This window comes from Flavobacterium sp. ZT3R18 (assembly GCF_007097385.1).
Classification (GTDB): domain Bacteria; phylum Bacteroidota; class Bacteroidia; order Flavobacteriales; family Flavobacteriaceae; genus Flavobacterium.
The window spans coordinates 21729-44798 of sequence record NZ_VJZS01000008.1 but is presented as its reverse complement, the minus strand read 5'-3'; the positions used below and the strand labels follow the sequence as shown (position 1 = coordinate 44798).

The following is a 23070-nucleotide window of genomic DNA, read 5'->3' as shown; positions in this document are numbered from 1 at the left end:
TGTTCTTTTTCAAGGCAAAAAATCTTTGAAACGAAGTTCACTGAACTCCTATGAAAAATAGAAAACAAGTGAAGTAATAGCTGGGCTATTGAACTATTTTTTAACGCAGAAAAAGGATAAAAGAACGAGAAAAATTAGACACTTTATTTTGAAACATTTACTTAGGTATATTTTTAGCATTGTCGTTGCATTATTCGTTTTTAACAAACGATAAGACTAACCAATTACATAATACTAAAACAAACGCTATACGAGTTGAAAAAATTGAAGTGCTCCCCATAATCAAATGGAAAGATTTTTAAAAAATAGCATTGAATCGTGGAGAGACTAAGACAATCCAGTTTACGATTGACGACCAAAAATTGTCTTTTTACAACAATAAATTAAAATTTGTCTCAGAACCGACTGATTTTGATTTGATGATTGGTTCGTCTTCGGTTGACATTTGTTTGAGAGACGGTTTTGAATTAGCAGTAAAGTAGTTAGCCCTAAGAAATTAATTACTACACCCTAATTGTAGTGTGTAAAATTTAAAAACAAAAAACAAGATAGTTCAATTAAATAATGAGATTATGAAAAAAACTACAGTCTTTATGGTATTGTTAATTTGCTCGGCTGCATTTTCGCAGACGGATGTTGCAACAGAAAAAAGAATTCAAGGATTGATTAAAAAAATGACTTTGAAAGAAAAAGTCAGCTTGCTGCACGGTAACTCCAAATTTTATGTTTCTGAAATAAAAAGATTGGGTATACCTGAATGGGCTTTGTCTGATGGTCCTCATGGAGTTAGAGCTGAAATGAATAGAGACAACTGGAATTATGCCGGACTAACGGATGATGCAGTAACTTGTTTTCCTCCCGGAACAGCAATGGCTGCAACTTGGAATTTAGATTTGGCTTCCAAAAGAGGATATGTATTGGGTGAAGAGGCTCGTTTTCGTAAAAAAGATGTTTTACTTGGCCCAGGAATTAATATTATTCGAAGTCCTCTTTGCGGTAGGAATTTTGAATATTTAAGTGAAGATCCCTACTTGATCGCTCAATTTGCTGTTAATTATATCAATGCCTTGCAAAGCAAAGATGTTGCGGCTAGTGTAAAACATTATGCAGCAAATAATCAAGAGGACAATCGTTTTGCTATAGATGTGACTATGAGTGACCGAGCCTTGCAAGAGATTTATTTGCCTGGGTTTAAAGCTGCAGTTATGGATGCCCATGTATTAACGGTTATGGGAGCTTATAATAAATTTCGTGGAGAATATTGTACAGAGAATATGTTTTTAGGACGTACTATTTTACGTGATTTATATAAATTTAATGGTGTTTATATGTCGGATTGGAATGCAGTTCATAGTACGGATAAAGCGGCTTTGGCAGGTCTTGATCTGGAAATGGGCACTGAAAAAATTGATTATAATGAATGGTATTTTGCTAATCCATTAATTAAAGCGGTTGAGGAAGGGCGAATAAAAGAAAGTTTAGTTGATGAAAAAGCAGCTAATATTCTAAGGGTTATGATTAAAACTAAAGTATTAGACCCTAAAAATAGAGAGAAAGGAAGTGTAAATACAAAAGAACACCAACAAGTAGCGTACCAATCTGCGGTTGAATCTATTGTGCTTTTAAAAAATAAAAACAAAGTATTACCTCTTCAAATAAATTCCTTAAAATCGGTTGCAGTAATAGGAGATAATGCCACTCGCAAACATTGTAGTGGTGGATTAAGTTCCGAAATAAAACCTTTGTATGAAATTACTCCATTGGAAGCTATTACCTCAAAATACGGAAAACAATTGCAGATTAATTTTGCACAAGGGTATAATAAACAATCCTCTCCTGGAGAAGGGAGTAATAAAGGGCAATTAAATTCTGATTTTGTAGATTGGAAATTAATTGATGAAGCAGTAGTACAAGCTAAAAAATCGGATGTGGCGATTGTTTTTGCAGGATTAAACCATGATTTTGATACGGAGTCATTTGATAGAATTCACATGCGTTTGCCATATGGTCAAGAAACATTGATTCAAGAAGTTGCTAAAGCTAATCCTAAAACTATTGTTGTAATTATTGCAGGTTCTCCATTAGAATTGTCAGGTATTCAAAGTCGAGTTCCTGCTATAGTTTGGGCTTGGTATGGCGGAATGGAAGCTGGAAACGCAGTTGTTGATGTATTAAGTGGCAAAGAATTTCCTTCTGGAAAATTACCAATTACTTTACCGGTTTCAATAAACCAAATGCCAGATCATGCATTGGGTAATTATCCGGGTAGAAACTTAAAAGTAAATTATGAGGAAGACATTTTTGTGGGTTACAGATGGTTTGATACTAAAGGAATAGAGCCGCTTTACCCGTTTGGATTCGGTTTATCCTATACTAATTTCGATATAGCAAATGCTTCTACCGATAAAAAAGAATTCAATCAAAATGACACTATTGTCGTAAAATGTACCATCAAAAACAGTGGGAAATCAGATGGTGCTGAGGTAGTTCAATTGTATACAAGCCAACCTGAGTGTTCTGTTATGAGACCTAAAAAGGAATTAAAAGCATTTCAAAAAGTGTTCTTGAAATCTGGCGAAGAAAAAACGGTAGAACTTAAAGTGAAAGTAAAGGATTTAGCTTTTTATGATGAGAAAACTTCTGGTTGGAAAGTAGAATCGGGTGAATTTGTACTTCATTTAGGTACTTCTTCTAAAAATATTGTAGATTCTTTAAGCATTCAAGTGAAATAGCAGAAAAGATAAAGCAAAAAAACTTCATTATTTCTAATGGAGTTTTTTTTTGCAATGTCGTTACAAACTATCCTTTTTCAACAGATTTATTTTCAGTCCAATATATTGCAGTTGAAGATTATTTTTCAACACCTCATATTGTGCCGACAGCAATTGATTTTTTACCGCAGAATATAAAATGGCTTCCACTTTTCCGCTTGTGAATTTAGCTTGTGTAGTGGCTAGAGAAGCTTTGGCATACCCTTGTTTCTCCGTCAATTTATGCTGAAGCTGCAAATAATTCTTTTTGTTTTGTTCTTCTAATACGACTTGCTTGTCCAATTCTTGTTTTTCTTTTTCTATGGACAGTTTCGCCTTTTCACTTTCTATTTTCGATGCGTCAATTTTTTTGTTGTTTCGAAAACCATTAAAAACAGGAACGTTCAACTGCATGCCAATTTGTTGGCTTTTATTGTCCTCTAATTGATTCTTGAAACTAACTGTGTTTGCATTTTCCTGATTTAACGTTTTATAATAAAAAGTCGAAAACCCATAATAGGCGGACAGTGTGGGCAAATTACTGGCTCTTTCCAAGCCTATCGCTTTCAAACTGCTTTGATGATTCAGTTCGGCCAATTTTATTTTCGGATTGTATAGCCCATTTTCTAAGTCTTCCGTTGTTCTGTCATTCAAATAAGGTTCTAATACCACTTCATCGGTTGCAACATCCATCACATTCATCAACTGGAACAATTGCGTTTTTTTTATTCCACACAGCTGTTCGGTTTCTAGATTACGATTTTCTTCCTCCGAAAAGCTCAATTGCATGTCATACAAATCGCTTTGGGGCTTACTCCCAATGGTGACTTCTTTGGTTACTCTGTCTAAGTTGAAAACAGCTTGCTTGAGTTGCTCTTTTTGAATTTTCAATAACTCCTGAGTATAAAGTGCCTGATAATAGCTTTCCAGAATCTGCAATTTATATTCGTTTTCTATAACTTCCTTCTCCGCTTTGGCGAGTTCAATATTGATTTTATCTTTTTTGGCATTTGCAAAAGCACTAAAATCAATCAGATTCGTTCTGGCATTAAGATTGAAATTATCGTTTTGAATATTAGAACTTACCCTTCCGTTTGTCGAAGGGTCAATACTTGAACCAAAATTATAACCTTGTTCTCCGTATAAATTGACAACAGGCAACATTCGGTTTAAAACGGAATTCTGTGATTGCTGTGTTCTTTTTATTTGCAGCTGTCTAATTTTTATTTCGGTATTATTCTGCAAAGCCATATCCATGCATTTTGTAAGGGACCAGGGATTTTCCTGGCCGCTAGCAAAAGCACAAAATAGTATAAAGACTGCTGTTAAAACGATTTTATTATTCATATTTCAAATATTTCAAAACGTCAGTTTTCGTTGCATGATAGGCTCTTGATAGCACAATTATCAATGTTAAAACCAATAACAACACGAAACCAAAAACGAAAGGTAATACGGTGATGTCTATCCTAAAGGCAAAATTTTCCAGCCATTTGTTCAATAAATAATACACCGGAAACAAGGCTGTTAAAAAACCGATTATGCAATACAAAATGTACTGTTTGGATAATTCTCTCAACAAAACATTGGTTTCTGCACCAAGGGTTTTCCTGATGGCAATTTCTTTCATCCGTCTTTGTATCGAATAAGAGGCCAAAGCGAACAGACCGAAAAGCGCTATAATTATCACAACCACATTCAGCAATGAAAAGAGGTTCTTTTGTTTTACGTAAGATTCATACGTTCTGGCATATTCTTTATCTACGAAATCATAGCTAAAAGGGTTTTCGGCATCCACGTTTTTGATCCAAAACTTTTCGATTTCAGCAATAGTTTGTTGTGAGTCTTCTGAATTTATTTTGACATGGATTTTGCTCACGTTTTGAAGCATCCAATCCACAGTTTTGAAGTGAAAAAATACCATGGGAGGAATTTTTTCTTGTGGTCCAAATAAATTAAAATCTTTAACAACTCCAACAATTTTGAATTTGTGTTCATTCCAATCTACTACTTTCCCGATAGGATATTTTTCGTTCATCATTTTCAAAGCCGTTTCATTTACTAACATTGAATTTATAGTGTCCGAAGCCAATTTTTCGGATAGAAATCTACCCTCTTTAATTTTAATTTGCATCATTTCTAACATCCCAAAATCGACACCCATATTTCTTGCTGAAATATTTTTGTTGTTTTTGTATGCAAATACGGAAGTAGAACCGTTCTCAGAGCCAAAACTAAAAGCACCCGTGGATAATTGCTCTACACCCTTAATTTTGATAATCTCCTGCTTTATCATGTTGTATCTGTTGTGCAATTTTTGCTTATACCCTTCTTCTTTCCAGTTGTAGTCATTCCTGTAAGCTATAGAAAGTATTTGCTCGCCTTTGAATCCTAAATCTTTTGTGCTAATAAATTTTACTTGTTGATACACAATATAAGAACCAATAATAAAGAAAGTGGCTATTGCAAATTGAATGATGAGCATCCCGTTGCGCAACCAAACACCGCTTTTGCTTCTTTCAAAATCACCTTTTAGAACTTTCAAAGTTTCAAAATTAGAAACATAAATAGCGGGGAATATTCCAGCAACTATAATTGTAATGACAAAAACCAGAAATAAATATGAGTAAAACTGATTTCCAGAAATAATTAATTTTTTTCCTAAAAAATCATTATAATACGGCAATGATAACTCAACAATAACCAAAGAAAGAAGAATTGAAAATGTTGTAATTAAAATAGTTTCAAAAAGAAATTGCATCACTATATTTGATTTTGTAGCTCCCATAACCTTTCTAACCCCAACTTCTTTGGCTCTTTTTATTGCTGTTGCGGTTGCTAGGTTGATATAATTTACGATTGAAAGAATCAAAATTAAAATAGACAAACCAACCATAATCATCAAAAACTGGTAATTACCCCTAGGTTCTGCAAATCCTTCTACTACCGAATGTAATCTTGCATTTTTTAAAGGTTCTAAAATAATTTTCAAGCCATTTACTCCATTCTTTTCAGACCAATCTTCGATGCTCAACCCCTCTTTTTTTGCTTCTTTGACCACTCGATTCTGATAAATCAAATGTTCAATTTTTTTAATTACTTTATCTTTTTCATTAGGATGTTTTATTTTTAACAACAATCCATAATAAAAACCTCCCCAATTAACTTTATCTTCAGAAATCCTATTATCTATAAGATTTACAACGGCATCTGGTTGCATTGATGATTTTCCAGAAATAATATAAACACCTCTAACAACCAGTTTTTTTTCAGAATAAGTGACTATCTTCCCCAATGCCTCTTCACTACCAAATAATTCTATTGCAGTTTGTCTTGAAATAGCAATACTTGCGTTGTCTTTTAATGCCATTGCTCTATTTCCTTTTATGAAATTAAACGGAAACATTTCAAAAAAAGTTTTTTGTGCATTAGTGATTTTAAAGATTCCTTTTTTGCTATTGTACCGAATAATTTCCTCAGAATACCAATTATCAAAATAACAATGAGACTCAATTTCTTTAAAATCTGTCTTTAAATATTCTTCCAAAGGAGCAACATTACTAGCCCAATAATCCTTTGGGCCAAATTTACTTATAGCTTGAAAAACATTATCCTTATTCAGATTCCATTCGTTATAACTCTGTTCATCATTCCAATACAGCAAGGCGAAAATCAATCCCGCAATACCAATACTCAAGCCCAACACATTCAAAGCCGTAAAAAGCTTGTTGTTTTTGATGTGGTATAAAAATATAGTTGTCCAATTTTTTAGCATGGTTATTCGTATTTTAAATATTTCAAAACGTCTACTCTTGTGGCTTGATAGGCTCTTGAAAGCACTACAACTAACGTTAATGACAGTAAGGCAACAAATCCGATTAGAAATGGATAGATCGAAATATCAATTCTAAAGGCAAAGTTCTCGAGCCATTTGTAGAGTAAATAATACACTGGGAATACCGCCATCAGAAATCCAATTACACAGAAAACAATATATTGCTTGGATAATTCTTTTAGTAAAACATTGGTTTCGGCACCAAGGGTTTTTCGGATAGCGATTTCTTTCATTCGCCTTTGTATCGAATAGGTTGCTAAGGCAAATAATCCGAACAAGGCAATCAGAATAACCACAATATTTAGTACTGAAAACAGGTTTTTTTGTTTTACATAACTACTATACGATCTTTTGTAATCCTTATCCACAAAATCATAAGCGAATGGATAATCCGGGTCCACCTTTTTTAACCAAAATCTCTCAATATCGGCAAGAGTTTGCGACATAGTCTCCGGATTTGCTTCAACATAAATATTATTTAAACCACCTGTAAACCAAGGAATTGTTTTAAAATGAAAAAAGGACATGGGCCTAATTGCTTCACTTGGATTACCTAAATTGAAATCTTTAACAACACCAACAATAATTACTTCTTTTCCATCCCAATTTACTTTTTTGCCTATTGGATTTTTTTCTTTTAACATTTTCAATGCCGTTTCATTAATTAGCATGTTGTTAATGGTATCTTGAGCAAATTTTGGATTTAGGTATCTTCCTTTTGCCATTTTGATTTGCATCATTTCAAGCATTCCAAAATCGATAGGGATATTATTCCCATCTATATTTATATCTTTATAATGATACGATATTGTTGATCGTGCACCAATACCAAACACAAAAGCACCGCCTGCAACTTGTTTTACTCCTTTTATTTTTAATAATTCATTTTTGATTGTCGTATAACGATCAAATCTAAACTTGTCTGATATTTGTTCTCCATATACATTTCGATACGATATATTTAAAATTTGGTTGGCTTTAAAACCTAAATCTTTTGTACTCATATAATCTATTTGTTGGTAAACAATATAAGAGCCAATAATAAAGAAAGTAGCAATTGCAAATTGAAATATCAGCATTCCATTACGCAGCCAAACCCCGCTTTTGCTTCGTCCAAAATTGCCTTTTAGCACATTCAAAGTTTCAAAATTGGAAACATAAATTGCTGGAAAAATCCCTGCAATACTAACCGTAATTATAAATATCGCAATTAGTTGCAAGTAAAATTGACTTCCTTGTATAATTATATTTTTCTCTAAAAACTCGTTATAATAAGGTAATGATAGCTCTACAATAACAAGAGAAAGTAAAATGGAAAACAACGAAATTATTATTGTTTCAAAAATAAATTGCTGAATAATATTGGCTTTTGATGCTCCAATAACTTTACGAACACCTACTTCTTTGGCGCGTTTTATGGCATTGGCAGTAGCCAAATTGACATAATTTACAATAGAGAGTATTAAAATTAAAATAGACAAACCAAGCATTATCATCAGAAATTGATAATTGCCTTTACCCTCAGCTAAACCATTTGTTTTTGTATGCAAACGAACATCTGATAAAGGTTCCAAACAAGGTTTTACCGCTCCAAATTTTTTAATAAATTCTTCGGGGCTGATTCCTTGTTCTTTTGCAATACGAACCGTGATGTTATCATAATACAATTGTTCTAAAGTTTTCGCAATAGATTCTTTAGCACTAGCACTTTTTGCTTTAATTAATAACACAAATTGAAAGTTTCCCCATTCTTCAATACACTTTTTTATTCTAAAACCCATAAAATCAACAACACAAGAAGGATTGTACGATGATTTTTTATCCAATTTATAAACGCCTCTTACAACCAGTTTTTTGTTTTCAAAAACCACCTCTTTACCCAAAGCCTTATCATTACCAAAAAGTTGCATAGCTGTTTCTTGGGACAAACAGATACTATTCTCGTCCGGTAATGCCGTATTTTGATTGCCTTCAACAAACTCAAAAGGAAAAAAATCAAAGAAATTATCCTGAGCTATCAATATTTTTTCGAATTGCTTTTTACTATTTTTATATCGGATTATATCTTTATTATAATCTCCACTGATATAACAATAGGATGCAACTTCATTTGATTTTTTTATTAAATTAGAACCTATTGGAGCCGAAGTTGAAGTCCAAAAAGTACTTTCATCCATTTGATTGACTAATAAAAAGACTTTTTCTTTATTAGGGTTCCAAGCATCATAACTCTGTTCATCATTCCAATACAGCAAAGCAAAAACCAATCCCGCGATACCAATACTCAATCCCAAAACATTCAAAGCCGTAAAAAGCTTGTTATTTTTGATGTGGTATAAAAATATATTTGTCCAATTTTTTAGCATGGTTATTTTGAAATTATTGGCTTATCAGCACATCAACATTACGACTATTCATTTTTTCTGAAAGTACAACTCCATCTTTCATCAAAATGGTTTTTTGCGAAAAAGACGCATCATAATCAGAATGGGTTACCATTAATATTGTTGCACCATTGGTATGCAAATCAGTCAGTAATTCCATTACTTCATTTCCGTTTTTACTATCCAGATTTCCAGTAGGTTCATCGGCAAGGATGATTTTCGGGTCGTTGATTAATGCTCTTGCTACTGCCACACGTTGTTGCTGTCCTCCAGAAAGTTGCTGCGGATAATGTTTTAATCGGTGTGAAATCCCTAATTTATCAGCGATTTCCTCTACCTTTTTCTTTCTTTCACCCAAAGAAACGTTGTTGTAAATCAACGGCAATTCAATATTGTCATAAACTGATAATTCGTCAATCAAATTGAAATTCTGAAAAATAAAACCAATATTTTCTTTTCTCGCTTTCGACTTTTCTTTTTCTTTCAATCCAATCATTTCCTGATTCAGCAATTGATAACTTCCTCCTGATGCGCTGTCGAGTAATCCAACAATATTCAACAAAGTTGATTTTCCGCTTCCCGAAGGCCCCATAATGGACAAAAAATCTCCTTGCTTGATGGTTAATGAGATTTCACTCAATGCCATGGTTTCTACTTCTTCTGTTCTGAACACTCTTGAAAGATTTTTAATTTTTATCATAATATTATTCGTTTTTTGATTGATGTTCTTTTATATAAATTATTTATTTTTCTCTTTATTCTTTATTCTTTGCTCTCTATTCTTTTCTCTTTGCTCTTTATTCTTTTCTCTTTATTCCAAATTCAATATTTCTACGCCAGTATAATCTTTATAAGACGACGTAATTACCTTCTCGTCTGCTTTCAATCCACCAAGTATTTCATAATATAATGGGTTTTCTCTCCCCAGTTTAATTGCTCTTCTTTCGGCTTTATTTCCGTTGACAACAAAAATCCATTTCCCATTGGTTTCTTCATAAAAACTACCTTTTGAAAGCACTAAGGTCTTAGTTTTTTCAGACAGATTTAATTTCACGCCAAAACTCAATCCTTGTTTTAAATCTAGTTTATCGGACGAAACAAAATCCAATTCTACTTGAAACCTTCCGCTTTTGATTTCTGGAATTACTTTGGTTATTTGAACTCCAATGGCTTTGTTCTCAAAATCTACAGTTCCTTTTTGTCGCTCTGCAATTTTATCCAAATAAAACTCATCCACATCGGCTACCAATTTATAGCCTTTCCTATCATCTATAAAACCGATGCTCGTATTTTGCGAATAGGTTTTCCCCAGTATCGGCTCAAACGAAGAAAGTCTTCCCGATATAGGTGCGGTTATTAAAAAATTCTTTTTGTTGGCTCTTAATATGTCCAGACTTTTATCCATTATAGCAATCGATTGGTTGAGTTGACCTATCTGAATTTGATTCGCCAGTTTTTCCTTTTTGACGCTTTGCTTGATGATGTTCATGCGTTCCTTTTGAAAACGATAATTCTCATTCGTCCTTTCCCATTCGTTTTTAGAAAGTATTTCTTGCTCAAAAAGTTTCTTGTTCAAATCGTATAAATTTTTGGCATCCAAATAATCATGTTCTATAGCAATCAAGTCTTTTTCTAAATTCAATTCCTGATTTCTCAAGTCGAGTTTGGCTTTGTTCAAATTATTAATTTGCTCAATGATGGCCGTTTCCTGTTGCATATACGCCAGTTCTGCATTAGGATTGTACAATCGTGCCAGCGGTTGTCCTTTGATAACCATATCTCCATTTTCTACAAATATTTCCTGAACGGCTCCTCCTTCAATGATATTAATTAACATTGAATTTAAAGGAACCGCTTTTGCCTGAAAAGACATGAAATCTTCGAAAAAATCATTTTCAACTACCTTAATAGTAATTTCAGTTGCCTTTATGGTAAGACTTCTTTTCTTGGTTGCCGAAGTAAAAACGAAATACCCAAAGAGTAAGATAATTGGTAATGCGATTAAAAGATACTTATTTTTGTTAGTTTTACGTACGATTATGGTGTCCATTATTGATGATTTGTTTAACCTATTGTGATAATCGTGCCAAAAATTTAAACATTGTAAAACCCTTATTTTTAAGATTTTATTTTTAATGAAATTTTCAAGGTGTTCATTATCGAACACCTTTTGTCCGAAACCGAACAGTGATGACAAGGAATTTTTTGATTGCTGATTAACGATTGCTGATTTCAGATTTCGTATTGAGCATTAAAAAAACAGTTCATTAAAGAGGTTTAGTACTTCTGCAATCAAAAATCGTTAATCAAAAATCTTAAATAAAAAAAAATACTAACTCAATTATCTTGTCCGATAGCTACCGACTCCTTTAAACACAAAAAAAGCCTCGAATGAAAAAGACCAACGCCTCAATATTAGTCATAGACGACCAAGAAGATATTCTTTTTGCGTCCAAGATGCTCCTCAAAAAGCATTTTGAAAACATTTTTACACTCAATAATCCAAAAAATGTAGTTGAATTATTGGCGAAAAACACCATAGATGTGGTTTTGCTCGATATGAATTACAGAATAGGTTTTGAGGACGGAAGAGAAGGTTTGTATTTATTAAAAGAAATAAAAACGCTTTCGCCAAAGACTGTTGTTATTTTGATGACCGCTTTTGGCAAGGTAGAAACGGCTGTGGAGGGTCTAAAAGCGGGGGCTTTTGATTATATTTTAAAACCCTGGGAAAACGAAAAATTGCTTAGCGTTGTAAAGCAAGCTGTCGATAAAAGTCGGAAAGAACAGAAGAAACCAAATACGATTGAAAGTGTAGACGATTTTTTCGTGGGTAATTCAGATGTTATAAAAAAGGCGTATTCACTAGCTGATAAAGTAGCCAAAACGGATGCCAATGTTTTAATCCTGGGCGAGAACGGAACCGGTAAATTTATTTTATCACATCATATTCATCGTCAGTCGGAGCGAAAAAACAGTCCTTTTATTCATCTCGATTTGGGTTCGCTGAATTCTAATATTTTCGAAAGTGAATTGTTTGGATATGTCCAAGGAGCTTTTACAGATGCCAAAGTCGATACTCCCGGACGTTTTGAAATGGCTCAAAACGGAACTATTTTTTTGGATGAAATTGGAAATGTGCCATTGCATCTACAGTCAAAACTCTTGCAGGTTATCCAAACCAAAACAGTAACCCGATTGGGGGAATCGAAAGCGAGACCATTGAATGTTCGCATAATTACAGCCACCAATTTGAATTTGAAACAGGAAGTTACCGATAAAAACTTCCGGGAAGATTTGTATTATCGCATCAACACCATGGAAATCGTCTTGCCTCCATTGCGGGAACGAAACGATGACAAAATCCCATTAGCACATTATCTTTTGCAAAAAATGATGACGAAATACGGACGAGACGAAATCACATTTAACGAAAAAGCATTGGAACAAATCGGAAAACACGCTTGGAACGGTAACATCCGAGAAATGGAAAACCGAATAGAACGTGCCGTGATTCTTTGTGAGAACAATCACATTACCGTTTCGGATTTGGATTTGGAACAAATAACCACTTACGAAGAAAACCAAAACGACATTCAGCTGTCGGCCGTCGAAAAAACAGCCATCGAAAAAATCCTATTCAAGAACAACAACAATATCAGCAAAACCGCTGAGGAATTGGGTTTGTCAAGAGCTTCATTATACCGTCGTTTAGAGAAATATAACATCAATGCCAATTAATAACTTTGAACTGATTTCATGTGTTTTATACTTCTGAAATCAAAAATCGTTAATCAAAAATCTTAAATAATTTTTATGTTTAAATCCTTGAAAATCTACCAACTCCTTTTTATCCGATTGATTATCATCCTTTCCGGCTCCGGAATTTCAATCTTCCTTTTTCAAAAGGGATTGGTTTTTACAGCTATATTTGGTCTCCTAATTATTTTTCTACTCGTTGTTGAAATGTATTTTTACGTCAAAAATGCCTTTTTGCTTTACGACAGAACAATAACTTCCATTTTGCAAAATGATTTCACATCGGATTTTTCCAAGCATAAATCGTATCAAAATTATTCCAACTTATTCAAGTTGTATGAAACGTTGAAAAACAAAGAAAACGAGCAGGTTTCAAAGGATATTATTTACCGTTCTATTTTAAATAACATTGAAACAGGCATTATTATTCTGCAAAAAGAAGGAAATGATTGGAATATTTTTTTGATGAATGATTATTTCTCCAAACATTTTGATGTGCCAAAAGTTACCAAATGGAACTATCTAAAAAGTCATTTGCCTTCCTTATGTGAAATCATCGAAGAACAGAGTTTTCAGGAAATCAAAACGTCATTAGAGATACGTGTGAATCAGCAAGACACTCAAACATTTGTAATGCAAACTTCGAGAAGCGAAATTTACAATCGGGATTATTGCATCGTTTTATTGGAATCCATTCAAAATGTAATCGAGAAAAAAGAGAAAGAAGCTTGGGTCAATTTGATGAAAGTGATTTCTCATGAACTTTTAAATTCGATTACTCCCATTCGATCACTTTCCCAGAATCTACAGGATTTGGTTCAACAAGAAACCATTTCGGCAGAAGATCTAGACGATATGAAAAGCAGTGTTGCCACGATGTTGAGACGAAGCGACCATTTGCAGCAATTTGTAGAAAGTTACCGCAAACTGGCTATGTTGCCTTCTCCCAAAAAAGAAAAAATAGAATTGTTGCAATGGATTGAAAATAGTTTGCAAATCATGGCACCCTTATTTAAAAAGGAACAAATAGAAGTTATAAACACGATCCCTTTCGACCGCAAACTAAATATTGACCCACAACAAATGGAGCAAGTGTTGATTAATCTTTTGACAAACTGCATTTATTCTTTGAAAGAAACTCAAAAAAAACAAATCATTATTTCGGCCGAAGTCAAAGAAAAGAGAACTTTCATCATGATCACCGATAATGGAAGCGGCATCGAAAAAGAAATAGAAAGCAAAATATTCCTGCCATTTTTTACCACCCGAAAAGAAGGCGCCGGAATTGGATTGACGTTGTCCAAAAGCATTGTCGAAGCACACAGCGGTTATCTGGCCTATAGAAATGAGGAAGAAAAAACCTCTTTTGTGATTTGTTTGGTTGATAGTTGATTTTTTTGTCTCGTTATTTCAAGACAGGGCAATTCATAATATCGCATGGCAGCAAAGCTCGGACGCTTCTTTATTCTTATTGTATGTCCAACTCATTCAAGATACAATCGGTAAAAATTGCAGCTCCTGCATTATTAAGATGAACTCCATCTATTGTCAGAAACAGTCCTCTTCTTCCACTTAATTTTTTAAAATCTTTTTTAAACTTATCCCACAAGGTAACTGCCCAAAAATTACCTAAACAATAATTGGATTGAACTTCTTTTGCCAAGACATCATCAAATTCCTTTTGAATGTCAGCTAAAATAATCTCCTCGTCTAAAGCTACTTTTCTGATCGCTTCATTGATTCTATTTCTCAATGAATTTAGTTCACTGTTTAAATTTTCGCCAACACAGCCAATTGTTAATAGAACTATTCTCCCTTTAAACAACTGCTTTATACTTCTGATATTTTTTTTCAAAAAAACCAAAAATTCACAAGGATTTGGTAATGGAATAAGTCCATTTTTTATTTGTTGTTGGTATGCCCATTTAAACAATTTTCCTTTTTCTAAAAAAGACGGAAGAAGAATATCATTGTAACCACTTTGAAAAATAATACAATCATAGTCTTGTTCAAACTTTAAATGGTTAAAAAGTCGATTGCAAATAACATTTAGTGTTTCTCCATTTTCGCCAAGAATTGTTATTTGCAATGACGGTTGACTTTTAGCAATCAATTCTACAAAACTAACCCCTAATTCCCCTCTGGTTATGCTGTCGCCTATGAATAGAATCTTCATGAATTTATTACTTTTTCGGTTTCAAAATTCTTCTTAAAAACTTGACCCACATTGTCCATTTACTATTTTTCTTGTCATTTGCAAAATGGTTCTCCACTTTATCAAATGCATCTTCAATATAAGCATCGTGTAACCAACGAATGACAAGTGTCCATTTTAATGTTGCTAAACCTGTTGTATTCATAACAATACTATGTTTGATCTCCGTTACATCAGTACCTAATTCTGTAATTTCAAATTGATGAAACCCATTAAATCCTTTTGGTTCTGTAAATTGAAATTGAATATAATTATCAGGATTATAATCTTGAACTGTATATTTTATAGGTCCGTGTCCCCCTTTTGAACCTTCATTTAATCCATTGTCTAATAGCATAGGCGACCATTTGTCTGTTGCCAACATCCTATCGTTTTTAGAAGATAAGGTTCTAAATAATTCAGCCACTTTTACTTTTTGTTGATGAATTGTTCTGGTATGTAGGTTGATTACTTTCATTGTAATTATTGTTTTTGATTTTCCTTTTTTCCAACCCGCCAATTAGAAATAAAAGTCCGATTGCTAAAGCAAATAATGAATACATTGTTTCCGCCATTGTGTTCGTTCCTTGTATTTGATCTGCTATTAATTCTCCAAGTCCTCGCAACAAATATAGTCCAGCAATTAAAAATAGGACTGTTTTTAGGAATGGTAATTTTCTAAATTTATGGTCTGCCGAAAGTCCATAAAGACCAAAAACAAAAAACACAATTGCGACAAAAATGGTCGACAAATAAGGCAAAACACTATGCTTTAGAGCAAGTGTTGCCATTTCATTTCCAATTCCTGTTATTTCAAACATTTGGTTAGCCCAAATTAATCCGACAATGTGTCCAATTGCAATTAGAATATTGATATATCCGCCGAGTTTTAGCATAATTCTATTTTTTTCCTAAATAAGCCAGTAAACCAATTGGCAAAAGTATAATCCATTGTGGAGCCAAAAGATTATACATTACACTTGTAACGATAGAAGGCACAGAGAATAGGATGTATAAATATCCAATATATTTTACAAATTCAGTTTGTTCATTCTCCTTTTTACCCAATCCGTTTTTAATCAACAAGTAGGAGGTTGCGAATAAAATAATTGTTACCATATGCCAAGCACCCATCCACTCTGCTTTTGCTTGGATTATAAGATTGCTTCCTAATAGTGGATTCACTAAGCTAATTTGTCCGCCAATGGTATGAAGAACTGCCGTAAACAAATTGATTATTCCTGCAATTAGCCAATAAATATTTTTTTTATCAATCATTTTTTCATTTATTTCCCCACAAGTATGCTATACTCTTTGGGTATTGTTACTCCGTTAAAATGGTTTGTTAATCCATAAAATATTGAGACTGTCAAAATAAATCCTAAAATAAGAATTATTTTTGCTTGTTGTTTTGGTGTTAAATTTGAAATATTTCTTTTCATTTTTTTGTTATGAACTGAAGCAATGTGTCCAAAGAAAGAAACAATCGCAAGTCCATAATAGGGAATAAAAAACAAATTAAAAGGAAAAACATTCAGTCCTGCCACTCCAAAATAGAAATTGGTATCGAGCTGTAAAAAAAAGCGTCCGACAAAAACGGCAATCAAATGAATAACTAGGAAAATAGCTAAATAAAGCCCCGTCCAAATATGCAGTTTTTCAAAGTTGGATGTTGCTATTTTTCGATTTGTTCTAAAAAGTACAAATCCCGAAACAATCTGAACGAGTACCGAAATCAACAAAACAGTCTCTACGATTAGGTTCCGATAAAAAAGACGTAAAACATGCATCATTTCTATATGCTTGACTGCACCCCAAATACTATAAAAATGGTTCAATAGATGCAGTCCGATAAAAATTGTAATCGTTAGTCCTGACATATAATGAATTCGTTTCATCTCTTTTGATTTCTACAAAGTTCAATTAACGTTTTCAAAATCCATTTGATTTAAATCAAATTCGATATTTCGGGTTACGAATTCGGCTCAAAGTTTCAAGCGTAACACCTATGTAGGAGGCAATATGTGTTAATTGCACACGCTGGATAATATCGGGTCGAGCATTTATTAGATTTGTATATTTCTGTAAAGCACTCTCAAATTGTATCGAAACAACCCTTTCTTGAAGTTCAAGCATTGTTTTGGTTACTGCAATTCTTCCTAATTTCTCAAAACAATGATGTTTATTGGTCAATGCAAATACGGTTTCTCTCGAAATTTGCAATAAAGTAGTTGGTTCAAGCAACTCGATAGTGTACATTGTTGGGCTATCTTGGAAAAAGCTGTCAATAGCACTTACAAACTCACCCTCAAATGCAAACCAATCTGTAATGTCCTTACCATTTTTTAAATAATAGGCTCTTGCACCTCCACGAACTACAAAATATAGTTTATCTGCAAATTGTCCTTCTTTTACAATTTTTGCTTCTTTGTCAAGTGTCAATATTTTTGAAGCTTTTTTCAAATCATCTTTACATTCCTCTGTTAATGTGGCGTAGCTAGTACTTATAGTTTCTATTATTTTCTCGATGTACATAAAGTTCATTCTAAAAGGGTGTACAATATTTTGGTTTTTCTACGTGGGGAATTAGAAGCGCAAATACTTAATAAAAACCACCTTACCAAATATACGTACAAATCTTCAATTAAGCGTTTACACCAGCACAGATATAAAATCACTTTTAGGATTGATCCTATTTGATCCGATCCCACCTTTTGATATCGACTTGTATCCTGACATTGAAAAAGCCTATGGTTAAGTTCGAGATTTGAGAACTCTCTTTGAAAAAACAAGCTATAAATTCATTGGACTTTCAAAATTAGCCAAATGACATGAAAAAGTAAATCAATCTGAGTTTAAATCTTTCTACACAATCTTGAGATCCATACTCACACATTTTTCAAGTTCATTATTCAGTCAACTACGAAGTTAATCAAGAAAAAGTTACTTTGCTATCATAGACATATTATGTCCATGATAGTTTTGGATTGGGATTTTCTTTTCAAGATTTTCTTTCAGTCTACTACGAAGTTAATTAAGAAAAAATTGCTTTGCAATCATAGGTAAATTTTACCTATGAAAATTTGGAGTTAGTGCATTTGATTATGAAAGAGAATGTTTTACAAATTTAAGGATTTAGCAGTACACAACGTTTCGCAAATGCTTTTTTTCCAGAGCCGGGATGCCGACCACATATTTCATTGAGAAGCTTAAAAATGAGCAGTCATAAATTGTAATCGCCGACATTGGGTTACTTAAGTATTAACTCAAACACCTGATAATTAAGAGTGATTCATCACATTAACGAAAAATAGAAAATTCATTTAAAAAAATCCATCTCAAAATAGTCTTGAGATGGATTTAATAACTGGCTACCTAAAATTATTATTATTCTTGAATTTATAAACAAACTCAGTAGTTTTTTTATTCCCTGGTAAACAATACTTCACTTTAATTTCATAAGAACCGTAGCGCATAAATAGGTAATCACTAGTAAGGAATTGTTTTGCCAAGGAGGTACTGCTTACTTTTCCATTAACATAATCATTCATTATCTGATTATAAATATCGACCCAATCTTGCTTATATAATAAAGGTAAATTGTATTTGAATGGAAAATTACCTTTTGTCCATGATTGGTTAACATCATTCTCTATGCTTGTCATATAATACGAATTCAGAGGAATGGCTTTGTTTGGAACAACACCTAGTTCTTTGACATCACGATTGGTTATGAAATATGTTCCATTCAAAGGATAATCCTTATACAAAAATGGATAAATATCGGCGGCATAATATGTGTCATTTAATGCCGATTGTGCTGTTATCAAAGGGGTATTGTCCGTATATTTCACACCCTGCAAATCAACCAAATCAAAAGCTTCCTCACTAGAAATTGTATTTGTTAAATAAATAACATCTGAATACAATACACCAAAATTATAATTTTGTGTACTTATTGCATTCATTTTTGAAGTAAATGATTTGTATTTACCCGTGTTAAACTCATAGGTTAAACGTTCAATCTCTCCAGCTTTTGAAACTTCACTTGCTTGATTTTCGCTAACCTGAATATTATTTCCATCATTATCAATTGTGGTTGTTTTTACGATAGGACTAGCGTTAACTTGTCGCTCTTCTTTTAAATTAGATACAATGGCTAAGTTATATTTTTTCTCTTGGCTAATGTTTACCATTTCGTACGAAACTTCGTTTGAACTTGTGTCATAACTAAAATCGGTTGATTTGGAATTTGAGATTCCATTCTCATTCAATTTTACTTTAGTTTCCCATTTTACATCATCAAATAGATAATCTTGACCTCGTTTGAGTTGAATATACCCTTTAGGATATTCTTCCTCTAGAAAATACTTTTGTTCAACAACAGGATAAGAATATTTTATATTGGTTAGTGGAATATGGTTTGGAGCTCCCCCTGTATTAAAGATTCTTTCTTCATATTCTTGAGCGACTTTTCCATCTGTTTTTATAGCTTGAAAAACTCCATTAACCATTTTTTGAAAGCTTACCGCTACTTTTACTGTTAGTGATTTATGCGGAGGTAATATATCTGTTGAAACAAAATCAGCTTTGTCTTTCATAGAATTCCATTCTAAAACTCCAGGTATTTCGGTTGTGCCATCAAAAACTTTGAATTGTTCCAAAATCACTTTATAGGTAACATCTCCCTGATCTTCTGGAATCACAAAAGATTCATTAACTTTCATAGAAAATGCGGCTTGCGGTACTGCAAAAACATCTACTTCACTCGAACTTTGTTTAGGAGTCACATCCGTAATTAGTTTAAGACCTCCGAGCGGAGACGCATTTTCAAACATGCATTCCTCCCCAATTAGTAATTTAAAACGGAATTTTCCTTTTATCATTCCGCCTAGAATATTCATATTTCCACCTACGTAACCTCTCATCCAAACTGGATTGGGCAATTTTGCTTGTAACAAAACGGCCGCACCTCCAGAAATAATTGGAACTTTAAGTTTTAAAAAGGACAGTTTTACCTGTATTCCTAGCTCTCCCTGCAAGTAGGCATAGGATTGTCCATTAGCGTACCATCCATTAATACCTACTTGCTTTCCTGTATTAGAACATCTTGCTTCTTGATAATCTTTTAGCATGATATCAAAACCCATTCCTGCTTGAAAACGAGCATAAAATAATAAAAAGCTTAAGTCTCCAGTGTCAAAATTCAAACTGGCACCAAAGGCTAATCCTCCTCCGTTTGCCAATGCATTTTCATCTCGCATATAATCCAACTCCTTGGCATCAACACCTAAAATTTGAGCAACAACTGGTGGAGGTGGAGGACTTCCCGGCAAAAGCGTTCCTGCCATAAAATAGCTGGTCGTCTGCAAAAACATTCCTGCAACACCAATCTTTACACCACATCTATCATCTGGGGTACCGATGTACATATACCAATCTTTCGGATCTTTATGAAAAACTGCCCACCCTGCTCTTCCTCCTGGTCCAATTCCGGAAAGAAAATTGCCAGGAGTATTAATATAAACATCCAAAGTACCATGCAGAGAATGATTTTCAAAATCATATTGTATGGCTGTGGCAACATTTATACCCACTTGTGCCGATAAATCACCTGGAATTGTTTCGTTTGCTTTTTTTAAATTTTCTTTTTCAATTGACTCCCCTTGATTATTTTCTTTTGGAGCTGAAAAAGCCTTCATAGCGTTTGCATTAGTAGCTACTTTTTGCATTAAACCTGAAACACTTTTTAATCCTGGTATTTTTGCCATTACACCCGCTTTACCAAATACGGCTAATGTATTAATACCTCCCTTAGAATTAAAAGCGATTTCAAATCCTGCTTCTCCATCACATATGGTTTCGCTTCCAATATGGAAATAGATTAAAGCCTTAACGCCGAGACTAATTTTTTCATTAGGAATATAACTTAACCCAGATGGAGAAAACTCAGAAAGAGCTACGCCAGGTCTTCGACTCATTTTATAATAAGCTCCTCCTCCAAAACCATTAATCATAAATGGTGAAGGAGCTGGTGGCCATTTGACAGAAGCATCAAAATACCAATAACGAAATGTTGATTTACCAAAAATGGCTTTGGCCTTTACATTCACTACACCTGCAACATCAACTTCTAAGTCAGCACTAAATCCATCCCCATAGAGTGGATCTTCTTTCATTAAAATTAAATTTCCATTTATTTTTAATCCACTGAATTCACACTTTATTGTTATCGCCGATACATCTATTCCGTCATATTTCCATTTTTGTTTAAAATTCTCTTCATACATTTTGCCTTTTATACCTATTCGGGCTGTGGCTCCTGCACCAATACTTTCCATCAAGTTTAATCCCAAATCAAAACTTATTTTGGTATCAGTATCCTTGACCATTACGTCAATATTCGCGATAGAGACAGGGAAATTAGAAAAAGCAACTTTACCTGAATAACCCATCGCATCAACCGAAATTATTGGAGATACAGTTTGCAACTGTAGGTTTTGGAATGAAATTCCCTTAAAATCAACTGCCTTTTTGCCTTTCGCATCGTCTGCTTCGTCTTTGCTTTGATTTGCAGCAATACACAAGCTACCATACAAATTGGCTTTTGGTAAAAACTTACCATTGACCAATTTTAATTCTATTGAACTATTGGGTAATAAAAGAGCTCTTGCTTTCCAGAAACTAAAGCTAATTGAATCTTTACTCGTTACTGTTAACCGCTGTTCTTCTGAAGAGATAAATCCTTGATAGGCCAAACCTACTCTTTTGGTTTGTGGCGGAGCTGGAGTACCAACCTTAGGTGCAACTGTATCTGTGACTGGCTTTGATTCAGGAATAGCAGTGGAAGAAACTCCAACACCCGAAGCATTCGATTGTACATCTACTATTGTTGCAGCTTTAGTATTATTTGAAATCCCTTCTGGTTTTGGTTCTGAATATTTAGTAATTGGCAACAGTATTTGCCCACTCAAATTGGCTTTTACAAAAGTATTGGCTGCAATGGTAATATCTATATGATCTAAGGAATAGGCCCAAGATTTTTCTTCGCTCGTAATTCCTCTATCCAAGGGGAACACATTATCAGCATAAAAAGTGCCCGAAACACCATACTTATCAATAATAAGATTCTGAGCTCCTATGTGAATTCTTTCATTTTTTGCAGCCGTATCAGTTGTTTTAAACTCTTTGGGTAAACCAACATCAAATGTTTGTACATACACTCCTCTCCAAGCATCAGGGCTGGGGACCAATAGTGCGTTTTTAGTATAGTATTCCGGAAAAACAACTCCTGGATTATTTTTTAAATCACTTAAATCCAAAACAGCATTACTGACCAAAAATTGAAAATTACCATCATAATCTTTGCCATTTCGTTTGTCTTTCAAAACAAAAGGTTGCAAGATTACATTTACTAGAATATCATTCCAGTTACTGGCCATAAAATTAAATTCCCCTCTAACTCTATTCGGTATTTGATAGGTTTTCCCGTTGTAGTAGGTCTTAGGTACTTTTGTTTTTGTTTCATCTACCGTCCTCGTTTTGGGATCTATTGGCAATATTAAATCTCTGGAAAACTCGACAGCTCCCGAAATTTTCATTTCCTTAAACCCATCACAATCTATGGTAACATAAGTCAAATCTTTGGTTGCACCAGTTGCCATATCAAAACCACCATACAAAGACAGTTGCCATTTATTACCACTAAAAGGAATATCAATATTACCAAGCAATACGAGTTTTGCTTCTCCTATAATCCCTCCTTGATGGGAAAGTTTGACATCATCGGCTCCAAAAAACAATTGCATTGGCAGTCCATTTTTATCTTTTTGCGGAATGTCAACTCTACAAAATACCGTTAATGTAGTATATTCTGGAGAAAAAGTAGCCTTTGTTATCCCAATGGAGTAACTCACATTACTTACCGATTTACGTATGCCAATTGGCAATTCCACCAAATCTTGACTACCGAATTTATCAACCCAACGATCAGATGCTTCAATCTTTTCGATCGCACTTGTAGCTGCACCTAATTCTTTTGGAGCTGCAATATCTTGCCCGTAAGAAAAAACAACCGAAAGTATAATAAATAAAACCGACAAATGTATTTTATAAAAATTTTTCATGCACGTAAAATTTATTTTTTAG

16 protein-coding genes are annotated in these 23070 nt (G+C 33.6%); 4 read left to right on the top strand and 12 right to left on the bottom strand.

The window, feature by feature from the left end; all coding sequences use genetic code 11:
• The first annotated feature begins 311 nt into the window (after nt 1–311).
• Both FNW52_RS10490 and FNW52_RS10485 read left to right on the top strand, forming a co-directional pair.
• Nucleotides 312–482, top strand: coding sequence for a fibronectin type III-like domain-contianing protein (locus FNW52_RS10490; protein WP_185965957.1), 171 nt, complete (start codon nt 312–314; stop codon nt 480–482).
• 90 nt (nt 483–572) lie between these two features.
• Entirely contained in the window at nt 573–2732 is a 2160-nt protein-coding gene (locus FNW52_RS10485; protein WP_143377421.1) for a glycoside hydrolase family 3 protein, read from the top strand.
• A gap of 60 nt (nt 2733–2792) precedes the next feature.
• Here the strand turns inward: FNW52_RS10485 and FNW52_RS10480 are convergent, their stop codons facing one another.
• From FNW52_RS10480 to FNW52_RS10460, 5 genes are all read right to left on the bottom strand, one after another.
• Complete coding sequence (locus FNW52_RS10480; protein ID WP_143377420.1) at nt 2793–4097, bottom strand: TolC family protein; 1305 nt, start codon at nt 4095–4097, stop codon at nt 2793–2795.
• Complete coding sequence (locus tag FNW52_RS10475) at nt 4090–6525, bottom strand: ABC transporter permease (protein WP_143377419.1); 2436 nt, start codon at nt 6523–6525, stop codon at nt 4090–4092. Before FNW52_RS10475 ends, FNW52_RS10480 begins: the two co-directional genes overlap by 8 nt.
• Before the next feature lie 2 nt (nt 6526–6527).
• Entirely contained in the window at nt 6528–8951 is a 2424-nt protein-coding gene (locus tag FNW52_RS10470) for an ABC transporter permease (protein WP_143377418.1), read from the bottom strand.
• Between the two features lie 13 nt (nt 8952–8964).
• On the bottom strand, nt 8965–9669 hold the full coding sequence (locus FNW52_RS10465) for an ABC transporter ATP-binding protein (RefSeq protein ID WP_143377417.1): 705 nt from the start codon (nt 9667–9669) through the stop codon (nt 8965–8967).
• Nucleotides 9670–9780: 111 nt separating this feature from the next.
• Nucleotides 9781–11019: an efflux RND transporter periplasmic adaptor subunit gene (locus FNW52_RS10460; protein WP_185965956.1), complete on the bottom strand. Its 1239-nt coding sequence runs from the start codon at nt 11017–11019 to the stop codon at nt 9781–9783.
• A 341-nt stretch (nt 11020–11360) separates the two neighbouring features.
• Between FNW52_RS10460 and FNW52_RS10455 the strand changes: the two genes are divergently transcribed.
• Together FNW52_RS10455 and FNW52_RS10450 are read left to right on the top strand one after the other, a co-directional pair.
• Entirely contained in the window at nt 11361–12710 is a 1350-nt protein-coding gene (locus FNW52_RS10455) for a sigma-54 dependent transcriptional regulator (protein WP_143377416.1), read from the top strand.
• A gap of 75 nt (nt 12711–12785) precedes the next feature.
• Entirely contained in the window at nt 12786–14120 is a 1335-nt protein-coding gene (locus tag FNW52_RS10450; protein WP_143377415.1) for a PAS domain-containing sensor histidine kinase, read from the top strand.
• 76 nt (nt 14121–14196) lie between these two features.
• On the opposite strand, the gene FNW52_RS10445 is transcribed toward FNW52_RS10450, so the two are convergent.
• From FNW52_RS10445 to FNW52_RS10415, 7 genes are all read right to left on the bottom strand, one after another.
• Entirely contained in the window at nt 14197–14904 is a 708-nt protein-coding gene (locus FNW52_RS10445; protein ID WP_143377414.1) for a GDSL-type esterase/lipase family protein, read from the bottom strand.
• Nucleotides 14905–14911: 7 nt separating this feature from the next.
• Nucleotides 14912–15400 carry a hypothetical protein gene (locus FNW52_RS10440; RefSeq protein WP_143377413.1) on the bottom strand — a complete coding sequence of 163 codons (489 nt, stop codon included), beginning with the start codon at nt 15398–15400 and terminating at the stop codon, nt 14912–14914.
• Complete coding sequence (locus FNW52_RS10435; RefSeq protein ID WP_185965955.1) at nt 15342–15818, bottom strand: hypothetical protein; 477 nt, start codon at nt 15816–15818, stop codon at nt 15342–15344. The genes FNW52_RS10440 and FNW52_RS10435 overlap by 59 nt, the downstream gene beginning before the upstream one ends.
• A gap of 4 nt (nt 15819–15822) precedes the next feature.
• Complete coding sequence (locus tag FNW52_RS10430) at nt 15823–16200, bottom strand: hypothetical protein (RefSeq protein WP_143377412.1); 378 nt, start codon at nt 16198–16200, stop codon at nt 15823–15825.
• A gap of 8 nt (nt 16201–16208) precedes the next feature.
• Nucleotides 16209–16820: a DUF4405 domain-containing protein gene (locus tag FNW52_RS10425; protein ID WP_143377411.1), complete on the bottom strand. Its 612-nt coding sequence runs from the start codon at nt 16818–16820 to the stop codon at nt 16209–16211.
• 55 nt (nt 16821–16875) lie between these two features.
• Nucleotides 16876–17457 (bottom strand): Crp/Fnr family transcriptional regulator, encoded by a 582-nt coding sequence (locus tag FNW52_RS10420; RefSeq protein ID WP_143377410.1) that lies wholly within the window; start codon nt 17455–17457, stop codon nt 16876–16878.
• Between the two features lie 836 nt (nt 17458–18293).
• A complete protein-coding gene (locus tag FNW52_RS10415) occupies nt 18294–23048 on the bottom strand; it encodes a hypothetical protein (RefSeq protein ID WP_143377409.1) in 4755 nt (1584 codons plus the stop codon).
• Between the last annotated feature and the right edge of the window lie 22 nt (nt 23049–23070).

What these genes read in the sequence shown, in the direction of transcription:
- FNW52_RS10485 (WP_143377421.1), top strand. Translation starts at nt 573, where the DNA reads ATGAAAAAAACTACAGTCTTTATGGTATTGTTAATTTGCTCGGCTGCA.
- FNW52_RS10480 (WP_143377420.1), bottom strand. Translation starts at nt 4,097, where the DNA reads ATGAATAATAAAATCGTTTTAACAGCAGTCTTTATACTATTTTGTGCT.
- FNW52_RS10475 (WP_143377419.1), bottom strand. Translation starts at nt 6,525, where the DNA reads ATGCTAAAAAATTGGACAACTATATTTTTATACCACATCAAAAACAAC.
- FNW52_RS10470 (WP_143377418.1), bottom strand. Translation starts at nt 8,951, where the DNA reads ATGCTAAAAAATTGGACAAATATATTTTTATACCACATCAAAAATAAC.
- FNW52_RS10465 (WP_143377417.1), bottom strand. Translation starts at nt 9,669, where the DNA reads ATGATAAAAATTAAAAATCTTTCAAGAGTGTTCAGAACAGAAGAAGTA.
- FNW52_RS10460 (WP_185965956.1), bottom strand. Translation starts at nt 11,019, where the DNA reads ATGGACACCATAATCGTACGTAAAACTAACAAAAATAAGTATCTTTTA.
- FNW52_RS10455 (WP_143377416.1), top strand. Translation starts at nt 11,361, where the DNA reads ATGAAAAAGACCAACGCCTCAATATTAGTCATAGACGACCAAGAAGAT.
- FNW52_RS10450 (WP_143377415.1), top strand. Translation starts at nt 12,786, where the DNA reads ATGTTTAAATCCTTGAAAATCTACCAACTCCTTTTTATCCGATTGATT.
- FNW52_RS10445 (WP_143377414.1), bottom strand. Translation starts at nt 14,904, where the DNA reads ATGAAGATTCTATTCATAGGCGACAGCATAACCAGAGGGGAATTAGGG.
- FNW52_RS10440 (WP_143377413.1), bottom strand. Translation starts at nt 15,400, where the DNA reads ATGAAAGTAATCAACCTACATACCAGAACAATTCATCAACAAAAAGTA.
- FNW52_RS10435 (WP_185965955.1), bottom strand. Translation starts at nt 15,818, where the DNA reads ATGCTAAAACTCGGCGGATATATCAATATTCTAATTGCAATTGGACAC.
- FNW52_RS10430 (WP_143377412.1), bottom strand. Translation starts at nt 16,200, where the DNA reads ATGATTGATAAAAAAAATATTTATTGGCTAATTGCAGGAATAATCAAT.
- FNW52_RS10425 (WP_143377411.1), bottom strand. Translation starts at nt 16,820, where the DNA reads ATGAAACGAATTCATTATATGTCAGGACTAACGATTACAATTTTTATC.
- FNW52_RS10420 (WP_143377410.1), bottom strand. Translation starts at nt 17,457, where the DNA reads ATGTACATCGAGAAAATAATAGAAACTATAAGTACTAGCTACGCCACA.
- FNW52_RS10415 (WP_143377409.1), bottom strand. Translation starts at nt 23,048, where the DNA reads ATGAAAAATTTTTATAAAATACATTTGTCGGTTTTATTTATTATACTT.